This window comes from Diaphorobacter oryzae DSM 22780 (assembly GCF_059568935.1).
Map to the genome: position 1 here is coordinate 552,045 of NZ_JCANUL010000001.1, position 16,820 is coordinate 568,864.

The 16,820-nt window shown below is 65.3% G+C and carries 17 protein-coding genes and 1 tRNA gene; 12 read left to right on the plus strand and 6 right to left on the minus strand.

Annotated elements, in window-relative coordinates; all coding sequences use genetic code 11:
• Positions 1-144: 144 nt before the first annotated feature.
• The 4 genes from moaA to BP68_RS02535 are packed head-to-tail and all read left to right on the plus strand — an operon-like array spanning position 145 to position 3,719.
• Positions 145-1,287, plus strand: a complete 1,143-nt coding sequence (gene moaA / locus BP68_RS02520; RefSeq protein WP_496368761.1) for a GTP 3',8-cyclase MoaA — start codon at positions 145-147, stop codon at positions 1,285-1,287.
• Positions 1,288-1,342: 55 nt separating this feature from the next.
• Complete coding sequence (gene mobA / locus BP68_RS02525; protein ID WP_496368763.1) at positions 1,343-2,005, plus strand: molybdenum cofactor guanylyltransferase MobA; 663 nt, start codon at positions 1,343-1,345, stop codon at positions 2,003-2,005.
• Positions 2,002-3,360 carry a molybdopterin molybdotransferase MoeA gene (moeA, locus tag BP68_RS02530; RefSeq protein WP_496368765.1) on the plus strand — a complete coding sequence of 453 codons (1,359 nt, stop codon included), beginning with the start codon at positions 2,002-2,004 and terminating at the stop codon, positions 3,358-3,360. Before mobA ends, moeA begins: the two co-directional genes overlap by 4 nt.
• A 26-nt stretch (positions 3,361-3,386) precedes the next feature.
• Positions 3,387-3,719 (plus strand): thioredoxin family protein, encoded by a 333-nt coding sequence (locus BP68_RS02535; protein WP_496368767.1) that lies wholly within the window; start codon positions 3,387-3,389, stop codon positions 3,717-3,719.
• A 12-nt stretch (positions 3,720-3,731) separates the two neighbouring features.
• Here BP68_RS02535 and rnhA read toward each other — a convergent pair whose 3' ends face one another.
• Positions 3,732-4,178, minus strand: coding sequence for a ribonuclease HI (rnhA, locus tag BP68_RS02540; RefSeq protein WP_496368769.1), 447 nt, complete (start codon positions 4,176-4,178; stop codon positions 3,732-3,734).
• 32 nt (positions 4,179-4,210) lie between these two features.
• On the minus strand, positions 4,211-5,023 hold the full coding sequence (locus tag BP68_RS02545) for a class I SAM-dependent methyltransferase (RefSeq protein WP_496368771.1): 813 nt from the start codon (positions 5,021-5,023) through the stop codon (positions 4,211-4,213).
• On the opposite strand from BP68_RS02545, the gene gloB reads away from it, so the two are divergent.
• Positions 5,022-5,798, plus strand: a complete 777-nt coding sequence (gene gloB / locus BP68_RS02550) for a hydroxyacylglutathione hydrolase (RefSeq protein WP_496368773.1) — start codon at positions 5,022-5,024, stop codon at positions 5,796-5,798. The two genes, BP68_RS02545 and gloB, sit on opposite strands and share 2 nt — an antisense overlap.
• On the plus strand, positions 5,795-7,321 hold the full coding sequence (locus tag BP68_RS02555; RefSeq protein ID WP_496368775.1) for a transglycosylase SLT domain-containing protein: 1,527 nt from the start codon (positions 5,795-5,797) through the stop codon (positions 7,319-7,321). The genes gloB and BP68_RS02555 overlap by 4 nt, the downstream gene beginning before the upstream one ends.
• A 68-nt stretch (positions 7,322-7,389) precedes the next feature.
• Here the strand turns inward: BP68_RS02555 and BP68_RS02560 are convergent, their stop codons facing one another.
• Positions 7,390-7,542, minus strand: coding sequence for a DUF3096 domain-containing protein (locus BP68_RS02560; RefSeq protein ID WP_496368777.1), 153 nt, complete (start codon positions 7,540-7,542; stop codon positions 7,390-7,392).
• Between the two features lie 574 nt (positions 7,543-8,116).
• On the opposite strand from BP68_RS02560, the gene BP68_RS02565 reads away from it, so the two are divergent.
• Both BP68_RS02565 and BP68_RS02570 read left to right on the plus strand, forming a co-directional pair.
• Complete coding sequence (locus BP68_RS02565; RefSeq protein ID WP_496368779.1) at positions 8,117-8,842, plus strand: glutamine amidotransferase; 726 nt, start codon at positions 8,117-8,119, stop codon at positions 8,840-8,842.
• A 144-nt stretch (positions 8,843-8,986) separates the two neighbouring features.
• On the plus strand, positions 8,987-9,463 hold the full coding sequence (locus tag BP68_RS02570; RefSeq protein ID WP_496368781.1) for a DUF1543 domain-containing protein: 477 nt from the start codon (positions 8,987-8,989) through the stop codon (positions 9,461-9,463).
• A gap of 55 nt (positions 9,464-9,518) precedes the next feature.
• Here the strand turns inward: BP68_RS02570 and asd are convergent, their stop codons facing one another.
• A complete protein-coding gene (gene asd, locus BP68_RS02575) occupies positions 9,519-10,373 on the minus strand; it encodes an archaetidylserine decarboxylase (RefSeq protein ID WP_496368783.1) in 855 nt (284 codons plus the stop codon).
• 131 nt (positions 10,374-10,504) lie between these two features.
• Between asd and serC the strand changes: the two genes are divergently transcribed.
• A complete protein-coding gene (gene serC, locus BP68_RS02580; RefSeq protein ID WP_496368785.1) occupies positions 10,505-11,644 on the plus strand; it encodes a 3-phosphoserine/phosphohydroxythreonine transaminase in 1,140 nt (379 codons plus the stop codon).
• Between the two features lie 114 nt (positions 11,645-11,758).
• Complete coding sequence (cyoE, locus tag BP68_RS02585) at positions 11,759-12,658, plus strand: heme o synthase (protein ID WP_496368787.1); 900 nt, start codon at positions 11,759-11,761, stop codon at positions 12,656-12,658.
• On the opposite strand, the gene BP68_RS02590 is transcribed toward cyoE, so the two are convergent.
• Positions 12,646-13,515 (minus strand): AraC family transcriptional regulator, encoded by an 870-nt coding sequence (locus BP68_RS02590; protein WP_496369060.1) that lies wholly within the window; start codon positions 13,513-13,515, stop codon positions 12,646-12,648. The two genes, cyoE and BP68_RS02590, sit on opposite strands and share 13 nt — an antisense overlap.
• A gap of 147 nt (positions 13,516-13,662) precedes the next feature.
• Between BP68_RS02590 and BP68_RS02595 the strand changes: the two genes are divergently transcribed.
• Positions 13,663-14,208 carry a carboxymuconolactone decarboxylase family protein gene (locus BP68_RS02595; RefSeq protein ID WP_496368789.1) on the plus strand — a complete coding sequence of 182 codons (546 nt, stop codon included), beginning with the start codon at positions 13,663-13,665 and terminating at the stop codon, positions 14,206-14,208.
• 125 nt (positions 14,209-14,333) lie between these two features.
• Here BP68_RS02595 and BP68_RS02600 read toward each other — a convergent pair whose 3' ends face one another.
• Positions 14,334-16,598 (minus strand): Orn/Lys/Arg family decarboxylase, encoded by a 2,265-nt coding sequence (locus tag BP68_RS02600; protein WP_496368791.1) that lies wholly within the window; start codon positions 16,596-16,598, stop codon positions 14,334-14,336.
• A gap of 136 nt (positions 16,599-16,734) precedes the next feature.
• Here BP68_RS02600 and BP68_RS02605 point away from each other — a divergent pair.
• Positions 16,735-16,808: transfer RNA gene (locus BP68_RS02605), tRNA-Cys, on the plus strand.
• Positions 16,809-16,820 lie beyond the last annotated feature (12 nt).

Here is a 16,820-nt window from a genome sequence, read left to right on the forward strand (position 1 = left end):
GTCCGATTCTCAAATTGCCCCCCTGCACCGCCACTGACCCTTGTCAAATGGCAGCGCTGTCCCGCCTGCGACAGCGGATTGACACACATCAATTTGCCCGCCTCTCGCCATACCCCTACGGCGTCCATGGGGCACAATTTGGCCATGGCTGAACGTGTCATTCCTCTCGTGGACCAGCGCAGCATGGCGCTGCTGCCCACCGTGCCCGCCGGCGCAGATGCCATGCCCGCCACCGGACTGCTGCAAGACATGTTCGGGCGGCCGCTGCGCGACCTGCGCATCAGCGTCACCGACCGCTGCAACTTCCGCTGCGGCTACTGCATGCCCAAGGAAGTGTTCGACAAGCACTACCGCTACCTGCCGCACAGCGACCTGCTGAGCTTCGAGGAGATCACGCGGCTGGCGCGCCTGTTCATGGCGCATGGCGTGCGCAAGATCCGCCTCACGGGCGGCGAGCCCCTGCTGCGCAAGGGCCTGGAGAACCTCGTCGCCCAGCTGGCCGAGCTGCGCACCCTGGACGGCCGCACGCCCGACCTCACGCTCACCACCAACGGCTCGCTGCTGGCGCGCAAGGCGCGCGCGCTCAAGGCCGCGGGCCTGCAGCGCGTCACCGTGAGCCTGGACAGCCTGCAGGATGCGGTGTTCCGCCGCATGAACGACGTGGACTTCCCCGTGGCCGAGGTGCTGGCCGGCATCGAGGCCGCACAGGCCGCGGGCCTGGCCCACATCAAGGTCAACATGGTGGTCAAGCGCGGCACGAACGACCACGAGATCCTGGCCATGGCGCGCCACTTCCGCGGCACGGGCATCACCCTGCGCTTCATTGAGTACATGGACGTGGGCGCCACCAACGGCTGGCGCATGGACGAGGTGCTGCCCTCGGCCGAGGTGATCGCACGCCTGCAGTCCGAGCTGCCGCTGGTGCCCCTGGCCGCCCAGTCCTCCGGCGAAACCGCCAAGCGCTGGGGCTACACGGGCGCCGACGGCCGCCACGACCCGTCGCTGGGCGAGGTGGGCGTGATCAGCAGCGTCACCCAGGCCTTCTGCGGCGACTGCAACCGCGCCCGCCTGTCCATGGAGGGGCGGCTGTACCTGTGCCTGTTCGCCTCGCAGGGCTGGGACCTGCGCAGCCTGCTGCGCGGCAACGCCAGCGATGCGCAGGTCAGCGCCGCCCTCGCCCACATCTGGCAGGGCCGCGGCGACCGCTATTCCGAACTGCGCGCCAGCCTGCCGCCCGACGCGGGCCAGGGCCAGCGGCGCGTGGAAATGAGCTACATCGGCGGCTGAGCGGGCCGGGGCGCCGCACCGGCGCCGCAGCCCCCCGCCGTCCTCGACACGCCCCATGATCGACACCCACGACATCACAGGCCTCCTTCTCGCCGGCGGGCGGGGCTCCCGCATGGGCGGGGTGGACAAGGGCCTGCAGCCCTTTCGCGGCCTGCCGCTGGCGCAGCACGCGCTGGCGCGGCTGCTGCCCCAGGTGGGCCATGTGGCGATCAACGCCAACCGCAACCTGCCGGCCTACGAGGCGTTCGGCCTGCCGGTCTGGCCCGACGGCCTGGCCGGCTACGCTGGTCCGCTGGCGGGCTTCCTCACGGGGCTGGAGCGCTGCACAACGCCCTGGCTGCTGACCGTGCCCTGCGACACGCCGCTGTTCCCGCCCGACCTGGCCGCGCGCCTGGCCCGGGCCGCCGAGCGCGAGGGCGCCGACATCGCCATCGCCTCCGCCCCCGAAGCCGACGAGAGTGGCGCCATGCAGGTGCGCCCCCAGCCCGTGTTCTGCCTGCTGCGCGCGTCGCTGCGCGAGAGCCTGGCCCGCTTCACGGGCGACGGCGGGCGCACGATCCACCGCTGGACCGCCCTGCACCCCTGCGCCGTCGAGCCCTTCGACCAGCCGGGTGACGACGGCCACGCCTTCTACAACGCCAACACCCTGGCCGAACTGCAGGCCCTGGAAGGGCTGCACGCCCGCCCTCCAGCCCGGCCCACGGCCCCTACCCCATGAAGACCATTGACCAGATCGCCGCCGAACTGCAGGGCTACGACCCGCAGTCCCTGCGCGCCGCCGACGTGAACGCCTTTCTGGAGCGCCTGGTGGCACCCGTCACCGAGACCGAGCAGGTCGGCATCTTCGACGCCCTGGGCCGCGTGCTGGCGCAGGACGTGGTGTCGCCCATCAGCGTGCCGCCGCACGACAACTCCGCCATGGACGGCTACGCCTTCGACGGCGCGCAGCTGCAAGCCGGCCAGCCGCTGCTGCTGCGCCCCGTGGGCCCCACGGCCTTCGCCGGCACGGCCTGGGCGGGCGACGTGGCCGCGGGCGAGTGCGTGAAGATCATGACCGGCGCCATCATGCCCGCCGGGCTGGACACCGTGGTGCCGCAGGAGTTCACCACCACCGAAGCCGACGGCACCCTGCGCATCGCCGCCGACGTGCTGCGCCGTGGCGACAACCGCCGGCTGCGGGGCGAGGACCTTCTGCAGGGCCGCGTGGCGCTACCAAAAGGAGAGCTTCTGACGCCCGCCGCCATGGGCCTGGTGGCCAGTCTGGGCCTGAAGACGGTGACCGTGTACCGCCGCCTGCGCGTGGCGTACTTCTCCACGGGCGACGAGATCCTGACGCTGGGCGAACCGCCGCGCGAGGGCGCGGTGTACGACAGCAACCGCTACACGGTGTTCGGCCTGCTCACGCGCCTGGGCGTGCAGGTGATCGACCTGGGCGTGGTGCGCGACGAGCCCGCGCTGCTGCTGGCGGCCTTCCGCCGTGCGGCCGCCGAGGCCGACGCCGTCATCACCAGCGGCGGCGTGAGCGTGGGCGAGGCCGACCACACGCGCAGCATGATGAAGCAACTGGGCGACGTGGCCTTCTGGCGCATCGCCATGCGCCCGGGCCGGCCCATGGCCGTGGGCCGCATCCGGCCAGAAATACAAGCCAAATCGGCACCTGACGCCCATCCATCAAGCGCGAATAGCTACCAAAATAATAGCAATGTAACCACATCGGGCGGCAGCGTGCTGTTCGGCCTGCCGGGCAACCCGGTGGCCGTGATGGTCACCTTCCTCGCCTTCGTGCGGCCCGCGCTGCTGCGCATGATGGGCAGCACGCGCGGCGCGCCGCCCCTGCTGCGCGCCACCAGCACCGAGGCCATGCGCAAGAAGGCCGGCCGCACCGAGTACCAGCGCGGTCTGGTCACCACGGCGGCGGACGGTTCGCTGCAGGTGCGCACCACCGGCAACCAGGGCTCGGGCGTGCTCAGCTCCATGGTGCAGGCCAATGGCCTCATCGTGCTGCACCACGGCCAGGGCCATGTGGCCCCGGGCGACCTGGTGGATGTGATGATGTTCGACGGCGCGATATAAGGCGCGCGCCCCACGCAAGGATCGCCATGCCCTTTGCCGCCACCCACCTGGCCACCCCGCCCACGCGCGAGGCCGTGGACCGGCTCCCGGGCGCCGCCGTGATTGAGTTCGGCACGCCCTGGTGCGGCCACTGCCAGCGCGCCCAGCCGCTCATCGCGCAGGCGCTGCAGGACCGCGCCGAGGTGCAGCACCTGAAGGTGGAAGACGGCCCCGGCCAGCGCCTGGGGCGCAGCTTCGGCGTGAAGCTCTGGCCCACGCTGGTCTTTCTGCGCGACGGCCAAGAGGCCGCGCGCCTGGTGCGCCCGCAGACGGCGCAGAGCATTCTGGAGGCCGTGCACAGCATCACGGCCGGCGCCTGAAGGCGCCCGCGCTCAGCGCCCCAGTGCCTGCTCCACGCCCTTGTTGGCCAGCGCGTCGGCGTGCTCGTTGCCCGGGTCGCCCGCATGGCCCTTGACCCAGTGCCACTCGATGCGGTGACCCGCCTGGTGCGCCAGTTCGTCCAGGCGCTGCCACAGCTCCACGTTCTTCACCGGCTGGCCGCTGGCCGTGCGCCAGCCCTTCTTCTTCCAGCCGTGGATCCACTCGGTGATGCCCTGGCGCACGTACTGGCTGTCCAGGTACAGCGCGACCTGGCAGGGGCGCTTGAGCGCCCCCAGCGCCTGGATCACGGCCATCAGTTCCATGCGGTTGTTGGTGGTTCCCAGCTCGCCGCCAAACAGTTCCTTTTCCAGCGTGCCCGAACGCAGCACCGCCCCCCAACCGCCGGGGCCCGGATTGCCCTTGCACGCACCGTCGGTATAGATCACCACCTGATTCAAAAAAAGCTCCCAAAAAACAAAAAGCCCGCCCTTCAGGGCGGGTTGTCGGCGCCGGCGCGCTGGCGCCGCGCCACCTGCACCTGCGCGGCAGCCGCCTGCGGCGCCTTGCGCCAGGACGGCTCCAGCAGGCGCATGCCCTGCACGCGCTTGACCGCGACGATCACATAGGCGGCCCCGAGTATCGGCCACCAGCGCGCCCCCAGGCCGTCCATCCAGTCATAGCGCTGCAGCCAGCGCTGGCTGGTCACCGCGGGCCGGTAGCAGCCAAAGCTCACGGACTCCAGCTCGAAGCCCAGCAGGCGCAGCCAGTCGCGCAGGCGGCCCGGCGCGAAGAACTCCCCCACGTCCGGCAGGTACGGCTGCCAGCCCGCGCCGCAGCGCTGGTACAGCCGCGCACGGCGCTGGCGCAGACCCCACAGGCTCCAGGGGTTCAGGCCGCTGATCACGGCGCGGCCTTCGGGCACCAGCACGCGCTGCACCTCGCGCAGCGCGGTGTGCGGGTCCACGCTCAGCTCCAGCGTGTGGGGCATGGCCACCAGATCCAGGCTGCCCTCGGCAAACGGCAGGGCCACGGACTCCGCCAGCAGTGCCGGCGCCACTGCGTCTGCCCCGGCAGGCACCCCGCCCTGCCTCAGCAGTTGCGCCTCGCCCTCGCCCACCGCCAGCCAGCGGTGCGGCATGCGGTTGCTGCGCAGGCCCGCCAAGCCCGGCATGCCGAGCTGCAGCGCGTGGTAGCCGAAGATGTCGGCCACCAGCTCGTCGTAACGCTCCTGCTCCCAGGCCATCAGGTAGCGGCCCGGTGGAGAGTCGAACCAACGGTGCAAACCTATAATTTCGCCGCTCATGACCTTGCTGCCATTGCCCGCCTTTACCGACAACTACATCTGGATGCTGCACGACGCGCACCATGCGGTCGTGGTGGACCCAGGCGATGCAGCGCCGGTGCTGCAGGCGCTGCGCGACATGGGGTTGTCACTGCAGGCGATTCTAGTCACGCACCACCACGGCGATCATGTCGGCGGCGTGCCCGCCCTGCGGGAAGCCACCGGCGCCGCGGTGTACGGCCCCGCCCATGAGCCAATGCCCGAACCCATCACGCGCCTGAGCGGCGGCGATGCGGTCCAGGTGCTGGGCCTGCACTTTGCAGTGCTGTCCGTGCCCGGCCATACGGCGGGCCACATCGCCTACTACTGCCCCGATGTGGACGGCACGCCGCTGCTGTTCTGCGGCGATACGCTGTTCTCGGGCGGCTGCGGGCGCCTGTTCGAGGGCACGCCCGCGCAGATGCAGGCGTCGCTCGATGCGCTGGCGGCCCTGCCCGGCGACACCCGCGTGTGCTGCGCCCACGAGTACACGCTGTCGAACCTGAAATTTGCACGCGCCGTGGAACCTTGCAACGCGGCACTGCTCCAGTACATCACCGACTGCGAATCCCTGCGCCGCGCCGGGCAGCCTACGCTGCCCTCGCGCATGGCCACGGAACGCGCCATCAATCCCTTTCTGCGCACGCGCGAAACCACGGTCGCCCAGGCGGCCCGTGGCTATGACGCACACGTGGACCTTCGCGAACCCGTGGCCGTGCTGGCCGCGCTGCGCCAATGGAAGAACGAGTTCCAATGAGAATCCTGCACATTCTGTGGCTGGCAAGCCTGCTGTGGCTGACCGGTTGCGCCACCACCGGCACCCCGGGCGATTCCGCCGCCGGCACCTCGCCCGGCAGCACCAACGAAACCACCGCCAGCCACACGCCGGTGTACCCTTCGGGCCCGCTGCGGCCCATCACGGCAGGAGCCGCCGGCAGCTACGCCGTGGCCGGCATCAGCGCCCCCGCCGACCTTTGGGACCGCATCCGCCGCGGCTTCGCCATGCCCGACCTGGAAACCGACCTGGTGCGCGACCGGGAGCAGTGGTATGCCACCCGCCCCGACTACATGCAGCGCATGACCGAGCGCTCCAGCAAGTACCTGTTTCACATCGTCGAAGAGCTGGAGCGCCGCGGCATGCCCACCGAACTGGCCCTGCTGCCCTATATCGAGAGCGCCTTCAACCCGCAGGCCGTCTCCAGCGCCAAGGCGGCCGGCATGTGGCAGTTCATGCCGGCCACCGGCACCTACTTCGACCTCAAGCAGAACGCCTTCCGCGACGACCGGCGCGACGTGCTGGCCTCCACCCGCGCCGCGCTGGACTACCTGCAGAAGCTCTATGGCATGTTTGGCGACTGGCACCTGGCGCTGGCCGCCTATAACTGGGGCGAAGGCAGCGTGGCGCGCGCCATCGCCCGCAACGAAAAGCAGGGCCTGGGTACGAGCTATACCGAGCTGAGCATGCCCGCCGAGACGCGCATGTACGTGCCCAAGCTGCAGGCGGTGAAGAACATCGTGGCGGCCCCGCAAAAGTTCAGCACCGAACTGCCGCTGATCGAGAACCATCCCTACTTCCAGAGCGTGGAGATCACGCGCGACATCGACGTGTCGCTGGTCGCCAACCTGGCAGGTATTCGCCTGGAGGACTTCCGGGCGCTCAACCCCTCGCTGCACCGGCCCGTGATCCTGGCCGCGGGAATGCCGCAAATCCTGCTGCCCTGGGACAACGCGCAGGTGTTTCGCAAGAACCTCGAGGCCTACACCGAAGGCCAGTACGCCAGTTGGACGGTGTGGACCGTGCCCAGCACCATGAGCGTGTCCGCCGCCGCCCATCGCACCGGCATGAGCGAGGGCGACCTGCGGCAGGTGAACGGCATTCCGCCACGCATGATGATCAAGGCCGGATCGGCCCTGATGGTGCCGCGCGCCGCTACCACGCACCAGGATGTTTCCAGCCACCTGGCCGACAACGGACAGATCGCCTTCACGCCCGAGAGCGTCACGCGCCGCACCACGGTGCGTGCCGGCAAGCGCGACACCGTGGCCAGCATCGCCCGCCGCTACAGGGTCAGCGCCGCCGATGTGGCCGACTGGAACGACGTGAAAACTTCCAGCAGCTTCAGGGCCGGCGAAAGCGTGGTGATGTACCTGCCCGTGCGCCTGACCACCGCCTCCAAGACGCGGGCCAGCGCCAAGCAGCCCTCCGGCCGCTCATCCACCCGAACGGCCCAGGCCAGCCCCTCGCGCAAGGGCGGCACGCCCTCCAAGCGCAAGCGCTGAGCCCTCGCGCTGCCCCTCGGGACAGTGCCCGGCGTGAGGAGGCGGCCAGCTCAGCCGCCCCTCACGGTTCACAGCCGCAATGTGTGGATCCCCAGCAGCCCCAGCACGCCCATCACGACCAGGTACAGGCCAACGATGATGTGCAGCAGCTTGGGCCTGATGAGGATCAGGATACCGGCGATCAGGGAGACCAGGGGGCCAAGGCTGAGATGGAGCGACATGGTGCAGAAGATCCTTGTTGTTGGTTTGAGCGTGTTGTGAACGAGTAGCAGCCAAGACCCGGACAGGCTGTCGGCAGCTTGAGCACTGCGAGGGCCAGGAGCACACGGCCCTGCCTGTCCTGTGGAGCGGGCGCTCAGCAAGAAGCAAACCGGCGAGTGTACGGCGCCCTCATGTCCGAAGCGCACAGTGGACTTGAAGACATCATGTGTGGGCTACCGCCTGCATTCAGCGCAGACGACCATACGACCGTCCGGGATACGACACTGGGCGTTCCGAGTGGACGCATGGCCGCCAAGGCCATTCGCCCTGCAAACGACGTGGAGTGTCCGCACGCTGGGCATGCATTGGTCATCGGTCGCCGCGCACAGGTGGAGCGCGACCTTCTGGAGTTTCCGGGCACACGGCCTTGATCGAGCCAAGGGCCTGAGCTTCCTTGGTACCGACTGTTGGGGCGCACCCGAACAATTGGTCTGCGCCTCCAGGAAGAAATGGCCTGAAGCATCGAGCCATCTCAGAGATATAAATTGGCTCGCCAACTTGGTCCATCGCACATATCCAGGAGCCATATCGACCATGAAAACCGCCCTTGCCATCCGCCATGTCCATTTTGAGGATCTGGGTACGCTGGGGCCCCTGCTGCGCGAGCGGGGCTATGCCGTGCAGTATGTCGATGCACCTGTGGACGACCTGCGCCGACTGGACGCGCAGGCGCCGGACCTGCTGGTGGTGCTGGGCGGTCCGGTCGGTGCCTTTGACGAGGCGATCTACCCATTCCTATCGGACGAACTCGCACTGGTGCGGGGCCGGCTCGCCAGCCAGAGACCCATACTCGGCATCTGCCTGGGCGCACAGCTGATGGCCCGCGCCCTGGGCGCCCGTGTTTACGCGTTGGGCACCAAGGAGATCGGGTTCAGTCCGCTCCAGCTGACGGAGTTGGGCCGGCATTCCGTGCTGGCCGCGCTGGGGCAGACGCCGGTGCTGCACTGGCATGGCGACCAGTTCGACATTCCCCCTGGCGCCGTGCGGCTGGCCGGCACGGCGATCGGTACGAACCAGGCATTTTCAATGGGCGACACGGTGCTGGGGCTTCAGTTCCACCTGGAGGCCGACACCCGCCATATCGAACATTGGCTGGTCGGCCATGCTTGCGAGCTCGGGCAAGCCGGCATGGAGCCACGCACGCTGCGTGCCCAGGCACGGCAAGTGCGGGAACGTCTGGCCACGGCCTCCATCGAGGTGTTCCAAGCGTGGCTTGATGGAATCGAGAGCACGCCGAAAAAAGAAGTCCGCTATGTTTGACCAGGGAACGTACGGAGGAGCTTTGCCGCTCATCACAACGAAGCGGGAAAGGTCCAGCCGCCTGCTATCCACGCTCATCTGCGATGAGGCGTGGCCATGACCTTGAGAGAAGCCGGCTCGCCACAGACCTCCACGGAGTTGCACATGTTCTACCTGGGCGGCGGTGCCGGAAGGTCGAATATTGAAGTGCATGACGTGCAGTTTGCCGCTGTCCGCTGTCCTCGGGACGCATGGCCCCTTCTGCGCGAGGCCTGGTTCGGCAACAAGCACAAGCTGCATATTGACGGCTATAGCGTCATCACCTGGGCGGACGGGCATGACATACGGTTGTCACAGGCGCCGGCGCAAAGCGGCAAGCACCTGTACTTCGTCAATGTCGGCGGATACCTGCCGGAAACCCTTGTGGAGCAGCATGCGTTTGGGCTCTTCGTCGCCGAAGATGCCGCACAAGCCAAGCAGCGGGCCCTGGAATGCCTGCTCGCCGGTGCACAAACTCGGCACAAGGACAACCTGGCCAGCGTGGACGATTGCTTGCTGCTGGATTGTCTGGGGCCATGGCATGTGCATTTGCAGGAGAACCCGCATGGCAAGCCAGCCGCTCCCGCATGGCAGGGCTATTAACCGATTGGTCTTCCCCTGCCCTCCGGCGATAGCCGCTAGGTCCTGAGCGCGCGGCTCAGGCCAGCCTGGCGATCGCCTGTCCGAGCCGCACCGCCTCTCCCACCTGCCATTGGGCATCGAATTGCCATGCCGCTTGCGGCATCAGCAGGACGACGGTGGAGCCCAGCTGGAAAAGCCCCATCTCTTCCCCCTGGGCGAAATGCATGGGCGGCGAGCAAGCATCCGCATCGGCGTAATTCCATTGCTGGATGCGCGCATGCCTGGGGGGCGCTACGACCCCGTGCCACGCGGTGCCGATGCTGCCGACGATGGCGGCGCCTACCAGCACCATGGCGAAGACGCCATGCCAAGGGTGCTCGAACCAGCAAACGAGCCGTTCGTTGCGGGCTAGCAATCCGTCAATGCCCTGCACGATCTCTGGTCTGACGGAGAACAGCTTGCCCGGCACATGGCGCATACCCAGCAACCGCCCTTCGCAAGGCATGTGAACCCGATGGTAGTCACGTGGGCTCAGGTATACGGTGGTGAAGCTCCCACCTTCAAGCTGATGCGCAAGGGAAGCATCCGCCAACAGTTGCGCTGCGCTGTATGCACGCTGCTTGGCCTGGATCATCTGCCCCGCCTGGATTCGCCCCATCTGACTCACAGTTCCATCCACGGGGCTCGTCCAATCCGCCGCGGCCAAAGGGCGAACGCCCGGCCGCAGCGTCCTGACGAAGAAGTCGTTGAAGTCTCGATAAGAACACGGGTCACTGCGCATGGCCTCATGCAGGTCAATGCCGTGCCAGCGCACGAACGTGCGTATCAGCAACTGCGCGACCCAGGGGTGGCGGCATTGCGCCAAGCGACCAGCACATCGCGTCAACAGGTGCATGGGGGCGTGGCGCTGCAGCAGGACCGACATAGTCATTGGGCAAAAGATTCATGGATTGCCACAATTGTACCTAGACACAACACACTATGTCACATGACAATATAAACAAGCATGCAATATGCAGTTGTCGCATCGAGGTTTTTGAGCTTGAAAGGAAGCGGAATCCCATGAATCACATGAACACCGGACTTGTCGCATGGAGGCGACCGTTCAACTTCAGTCCGGGGCCGTCAGTGCTGCCTGAAGAGGTGCTCCGACAGGCGGCCAATGACATGCTGGACTGGAACGGCTGCGGCATGGGCGTGATGGAGATGAGCCACCGAAGCAACGAGTTCATCTCGATCTACGAGCAGGCGGTGTCAGATCTGCGCACGCTGCTCGAAGTGCCCGACGAGTTCCACATCCTGTTCCTTCAGGGCGGCGGCATTGGTGAGAATGCGATCGCACCCCTCAATCTGTCCCAGGCAGGGGTCGTCGACTTCGTGCTGACGGGTAGCTGGAGCAAGAAGTCCCGCAGCGAAGCGGGCAAGTACGTCCACGCCGCCCGTGTCGCGGCCAGTTCGGAACCGGCGGGTTTCACCGACATTCCCTCTGCTTCGGCCTGGCGGGTCAGCACGGATGCGGCCTATGTGCATATTTGCAGCAACGAGACCATCGAGGGCGTTCAGTTTCCCGAGTTGCCCGACCTGGCGGCCTTGGGCTCACGTGCGCCGCTCGTCGTGGATTGCTCCTCAGACATTGCCTCGCGCCCTCTCGACTGGAGTCGTGTGGGAATGGCCTTCGCCGGCGCACAGAAGAACTTGGGCCCCGCCGGGCTGACACTGGTCTTCGTCCGCGAGGAACTGCTTGGGCGCGCGCTATCCATTTGCCCTAGCGCCTTCGACTACGAGCTGGTCGCACGTCATCAGTCGATGTACAACACGCCCCCGACCTGGGGAATCTACCTTGTCGGTCTGATGGCGCAATGGATGCTCAGGCAACGGGAAGGGAATCTGACCGGCGTGCCCGCGCTGCGCGCCCGCAACGAACGGCAGGCAAACAAGCTGTACGCGGCCATTGATGCCAGCGGTCTCTATGAAAACAAGGTGCAGCCGGCCGTTCGCTCACGAATGAACGTGCCGTTCTTCCTGGCGGATGAGCGGCGTGAGACTGCGTTTCTGGACGGCGCCGCCCAGCGGGGACTCTTGCAACTCAGGGGTCACAGCTCTGTGGGGGGAATGCGCGCCAGTCTCTACAACGCGATGACCGATGAAGGAGTCGATGCGCTGGTGGCATATCTTCGCGACTTCGAACGGTGCGAGGGATGAACCGATGCGGGTCATATCGGCCATTGGCGTGGCAGCGACCCGGAGCCTGGAGCTGTGCCCTGCCCCCGAGTCTCACAGCGGTGCGCTGGACCAGCGTGTAGAGGTACCCCATTCGTGAAGACCATCGTTCTCTACCGGGGCGCACGAACCCGCTGGTCGCAACTCTGGGGTTTGACCAAGCCACGGATCGTTCAACTGATCGTTTTCTGCGCAGCCATCGGCATGTTGCTCGCGCTCGAAAACTGGCCCACAGCCACCCAGTGGAGGCGCATAGCGACCGCCTGCCTGGGCATCTGGCTGGTGGCCTCGGCCGCAGCGGCCTTCAACTGCCTGGTGGAAAAGCGCATCGACGCGCGCATGCGTCGGACTGATTGGCGCCCTACCGCCAGGGGTGAGCTGCAGGACGGGCAGGTGCTACTGTTTCTGTCCGCCCTGTGCGTCATTGGCGCCTGGATTCTCTGGCGCTACGTCAATGGACTGACGTTGTGGCTGACGCTGACGGCGTTCGTCGGCTATGCGATGGTCTACACCATCGTGCTCAAACCTCGTACATCCCAGAACATCGTGCTGGGCGGCGCAGCCGGCGCCATGCCACCCGTGCTCGGCTGGGCCGCCATGCACGGCACGGTATCTGCCGAGGCCTGGCTGCTCTTTCTGATCATCTTCATCTGGACGCCCCCTCACTTCTGGGCCCTGGCGCTGTACCGGGCCGAGGACTATCGCCGGGCAGGCCTGCCGATGCTGCCTGTGACCCACGGCCGCGATTACACATGCCGGGCCGTTTTCTACTACACACTGGCACTGCTGGGGGTCTGCGTTCTGCCAGTTGCTCTGGGCATGAGCTCGTGGCTCTATCTGTGTGTGGCAGTGGTCTTGAGCGGGGTATTCTGCCTTCATGCTTGGCAGCTACGACAGCACTATTCCGACGCGTTGGCAATGAAGACCTTCCGCTGGTCGCTGTGGCACTTGGCCGGAACTTTTGCAGCGCTGCTGGCCGATCACTACCTGCTCTGAGGGACGGCCTCCACCGAGCCCGACGCAGCCAGCCACTCGCGCGGCGAAGCCCCCATGCGCTGCCGGAACACCTTGGACAGGGATGCCGTACCAGAGAAGCCCAGTTCCGCGGCAATCTGCTTCACCGGTTGTCCTGCCCGCAGCATGGATGTCGCAAGGGTCAACCGCCAATCGGTCAAGTAGGAAGCTGGCGTGGTACCAGTTGCTGCCTTAAACGCAGCCGCAAATGCGCTACGCGACATGCCAGCCATCGTCGCCATCCGCTCCAGCGACCAGTCTTCGTGCGGCGCATGGTGCAACGCCACCAAAGACTTGGCCAGGCGCGGTTCGGACAGTCCCATGACCAGGCCGCTGGTGACACCGGCCTGCGTGGGATGGTCAATGATCCAGCGGAGCAGTTGTATCAGCACGACCTCGAACAATCTGTTGGCGAGCAGGCGCGAGCCGCAGCGCACATGGTCGGCTTCCGCAAACAACAGATCCAACGCAGGTTGCAGCCCTTCGATGGCATCCAGCGGCACGCTGATGACCCAAGGCAGTGACCGCACGATCGGATTGCGATCACCGCCGTCGAAGTCCAATGTTGCGCAGGTGAAGTCTGCGCCGTCTTGCGGCGGGTTTACGAACATATGGTGCAGCGGCCTGGGGTAGAGGAGCAGTGTGGGCTCGGTGAGGCGCAGGTTCGGCACCGCGGCCTCGCCAGGTAGATGCCGTACTTCCATCCCCCCCCGCCGTAGGACGTGCATGAATGCACGACCCGGCTGCGCCTCGAAGCTGTGGTTTCCACACAGCATCCCAGAGTGGAAGAGCGCAGCCCGCACGCGAAAGCGATCCAGCACCGCGGACAGCCGATCTATCGAAGACGGAGATGGTTCAGTCTGATTTTTGGATTCTTGGACAACTTTCATGGACATTTATCCAATATAAGTCCAAAAATTCTACTTACCATTTCTTCTGTGCGCAGCCCCTGCGTACGGCCTCTACCAATCTCAAGGAGTTCCATCATGTCCCGAGTTCCCCTTATCGAAACCAGCAGCGCCGCCGGCGAACGCCAAGCGCTGCTGACACAGATCCACGGCGCCTTCGGCGCAACGCCCGCCATGTTCAAAGCCACCGCCAATTCCACGGCAGCCCTCAAGAGCCTGTGGGGCTCGTTCGGCGCTTTGGGTGGAGGCGCCATCGGTGCCAAGCTCGGCGAGCAGATTGCTGTGGCCGTGGCCGACCGCAATTCGTGCGAATACTGCCTGGCCGCGCACACCGTGCTGGGCCGCAAGGCTGGAGCCACGTCCGATGAGCTTGCCGCAGCACAGGCCGGCGAATCGTCCGACCCCAAGACCGCCGCTGCTCTGCGCTTCGCGCTGAAACTGGTCGATGCGCGCGGGCAGGTGAGCGATGCCGACGTGCAGGCGGTGCGCGATGCCGGCTTCAGCAATGAGGAGATCGTCGAAATACTCGCGCACGTCGCCCTGAATCTTTTCACGAACTACATCAACATTGCATTCGCCGTGCCCGTGGACTTCCCCGTGGTGAAGCTGCGCCAGGCAGCATAAGGCCGCGCAAGCAAGTGTCTGGAGAAGGATGCCGTGGCTGGCTGCCACGCGGCATCCTTTCATCTGAGCAACGGCCCAGACGGGTCATAGCACGGCCGGTTACAGCTATCGACACAAGAATCGCATCAGGCAACGCAGTCCACGTAGTAGCGCGGCTGGCCATCCTCGCCAGGCAACTCCACAAAGCCATGGATGTCGGTACCGAAGCCGGGCGCCAATCGGTTGAGTTCACGCGAAAACTTCAGGTAATCGACGATGCTCCGGTTGAAGACCTCGCCGGGGATCAATAGCGGAATGCCTGGCGGATATGGTGTGATCAGGTTCGTGGTGACGCGGCCTTCCAGATGGTCTATCTCCACACGCTCCGTCCTGTGATTTGCGATGTGCGCGTAGGCGTCGCTCGGCTTCATTGCCGGCACGGCTGGCGTGAGGTACATGTCGGTCATCAATCTGGCGATATCGTGCTGGGCATAAACCGCATGCACATGCCGGCAGAGGTCACCCAAACCCATTTCCTCATAGCAGGGATACTTCTTGCAGAAGTTCGGCAGGATGCGCCACATGGGCACGTTTCGCGCATAGTCATCCTTGAATTGCTGCAATGCGGTGACCAACGAGTTCCAACGCCCCTTGGTAATGCCAATGGTGAACATGATGAAGAAGCTGTAGAGGCCTGTCTTCTCGATGATCACGCCATGCTCGGCAAGGAATTTGGTGACGACTGGGGCGGGGATGCCGACAGGGCCGAACTGGCCGTCCATGCCCAGCCCAGGCGTCATGATGGTCGCCTTGATGGGATCAAGCATGTTGAAGCCCTGCGCCAGCCGGCCGAAGCCATGCCATGAAGCCTGCTCCCCATCACCCGAGATGATCCAGTCGGCGGCATGCCCGATGCCTTCCTGCGCCAGCGTATCGGGCCCCCAGACCTTGAACCACCAATCATCCGCCGAGAACTGCTCGCCCACCTGGCGCATGGCGCGCCGGAAATCCAGCGCTTCGATGAGACTCTCCTCCACCAGGGTCTGCCCTCCCGGCGGCTCCATCATGGCCGCAGCCACATCGCAACTGGCAATGATGGCGTACTGCGGCGAGGTGGAGGTGTGCATGAGGTAGGCCTCATTGAACAGGTGGCGGTCGAGCCGACGCGTTGCCGAGTTTTGCACCAGGATATGGCTCGCCTGGCTGAGACCCGCCAGGAGCTTGTGGGTCGACTGCGTCGAATACACCAGCGACTCGGTTGGACGCAAGCGCTTCTTGCCCATGGCGTGAAAGGTGCCGTAGAAGGGATGGAAGGCCGCGTGCGGAATCCAGGCCTCGTCAAAGTGCAGCGCTTCTACGTAGCCATCGAAGGCTGACTTGATGGTCTCGGTGTCGTAAAGGATGCCGTCATACGTGGACTGCGTGAGCACCATGACTCTGGGTCGAACCGCATCGGGATCCCTGCCCGCCAACAACGGATGCGCACGGATCTTGGCCTTGATCGCATCCACAGAGAACTCTTCACGCGGGATCGGCCCGATGATGCCCAGAAGGTTGCGTGTGGGTTGTAGAAAAACCGGAATCGCCCCGGTCAAGACGATGCTGTGCAGGATGGATTTGTGGCAGTTGCGGTCCACCAGCACCACATCGCCTGGCGCCACCACATGCTGCCAGACGATCTTGTTGCTGGTACTGGTGCCGTTGGTCACGAAAAAGCAGTCGTCGGCATTGAAGATACGTGCCGCATTGCGCTCGCTGGCGCCAATGGCTCCGTTGTGGTCAAGCAGTTGCCCCAGCTCTTCGACGGCATTGCAGACGTCTGCGCGCAGCATGTTCTCGCCAAAGAACTGGTGAAAGACCTGGCCTACCGGGCTTTTGAGAAAGGCAACACCGCCCGAATGCCCCGGGCAATGCCACGAGTAGGAGCCATCCTCGGCATAGTCGAGCAACGCCTTCAGGAACGGGGGCTTGATGCGGCCAAGATAGCTTCTGGCCTCTCGGATGAGATGGCGCGCCACAAACTCAGGGGTGTCCTCGAACATGTGAATGACACCATGGAGTTCGCGCAGGATGTCATTGGGCATGTGCCGAGCCGTCTTCGTCTCCCCATAGACGTAAATGGGCACATCCGTATTGCGCCGCCGCACCTCACCGATGAACGCTCGGATGCTTTGCAGCGCCGGAGCGGTCTCTACATCGCTGGTGAATTCTTCATCGTCAATCGACAGGATGAAGGCGCTGGCCCGGCTCTGCTGCTGGGCGAACTGGCTGAGATCGTGATAGCTGGTGACACCCAACGCATCAAACCCTTCGGACTTGATCGCCTGTGCTAGCGCACGAATGCCCAGGCCTGATGTGTTCTCCGAGCGGAAATCCTCATCAATGATGACGATCGGAAAGTGGAGCTGCATGAGTGGTTCTGCCTTGAAACACGTCCCAAGTCGCTGCGGCTGGTGGGCACCGCAGCATGTCGATGACCAAGGCAAACGAAAAATGCTTGCCCAATCATTTGAACCAGATCATAATTCACCTTGTCACATGACAAAAGGCGCGGTAGCAAAGTGGCCATGCAATGGATTGCAAATCCATTCAGGTTGGTTCGATTCCAACCCGCGCCTCCATCAAAGACAGCC

What these genes read in the sequence shown, in the direction of transcription:
- moaA (WP_496368761.1), top strand. Translation starts at nt 145, where the DNA reads ATGGCTGAACGTGTCATTCCTCTCGTGGACCAGCGCAGCATGGCGCTG.
- mobA (WP_496368763.1), top strand. Translation starts at nt 1,343, where the DNA reads ATGATCGACACCCACGACATCACAGGCCTCCTTCTCGCCGGCGGGCGG.
- moeA (WP_496368765.1), top strand. Translation starts at nt 2,002, where the DNA reads ATGAAGACCATTGACCAGATCGCCGCCGAACTGCAGGGCTACGACCCG.
- BP68_RS02535 (WP_496368767.1), top strand. Translation starts at nt 3,387, where the DNA reads ATGCCCTTTGCCGCCACCCACCTGGCCACCCCGCCCACGCGCGAGGCC.
- gloB (WP_496368773.1), top strand. Translation starts at nt 5,022, where the DNA reads ATGACCTTGCTGCCATTGCCCGCCTTTACCGACAACTACATCTGGATG.
- BP68_RS02545 (WP_496368771.1), bottom strand. Translation starts at nt 5,023, where the DNA reads ATGAGCGGCGAAATTATAGGTTTGCACCGTTGGTTCGACTCTCCACCG.
- BP68_RS02555 (WP_496368775.1), top strand. Translation starts at nt 5,795, where the DNA reads ATGAGAATCCTGCACATTCTGTGGCTGGCAAGCCTGCTGTGGCTGACC.
- BP68_RS02560 (WP_496368777.1), bottom strand. Translation starts at nt 7,542, where the DNA reads ATGTCGCTCCATCTCAGCCTTGGCCCCCTGGTCTCCCTGATCGCCGGT.
- BP68_RS02565 (WP_496368779.1), top strand. Translation starts at nt 8,117, where the DNA reads ATGAAAACCGCCCTTGCCATCCGCCATGTCCATTTTGAGGATCTGGGT.
- BP68_RS02570 (WP_496368781.1), top strand. Translation starts at nt 8,987, where the DNA reads ATGTTCTACCTGGGCGGCGGTGCCGGAAGGTCGAATATTGAAGTGCAT.
- asd (WP_496368783.1), bottom strand. Translation starts at nt 10,373, where the DNA reads ATGACTATGTCGGTCCTGCTGCAGCGCCACGCCCCCATGCACCTGTTG.
- serC (WP_496368785.1), top strand. Translation starts at nt 10,505, where the DNA reads ATGAATCACATGAACACCGGACTTGTCGCATGGAGGCGACCGTTCAAC.
- BP68_RS02595 (WP_496368789.1), top strand. Translation starts at nt 13,663, where the DNA reads ATGTCCCGAGTTCCCCTTATCGAAACCAGCAGCGCCGCCGGCGAACGC.
- BP68_RS02600 (WP_496368791.1), bottom strand. Translation starts at nt 16,598, where the DNA reads ATGCAGCTCCACTTTCCGATCGTCATCATTGATGAGGATTTCCGCTCG.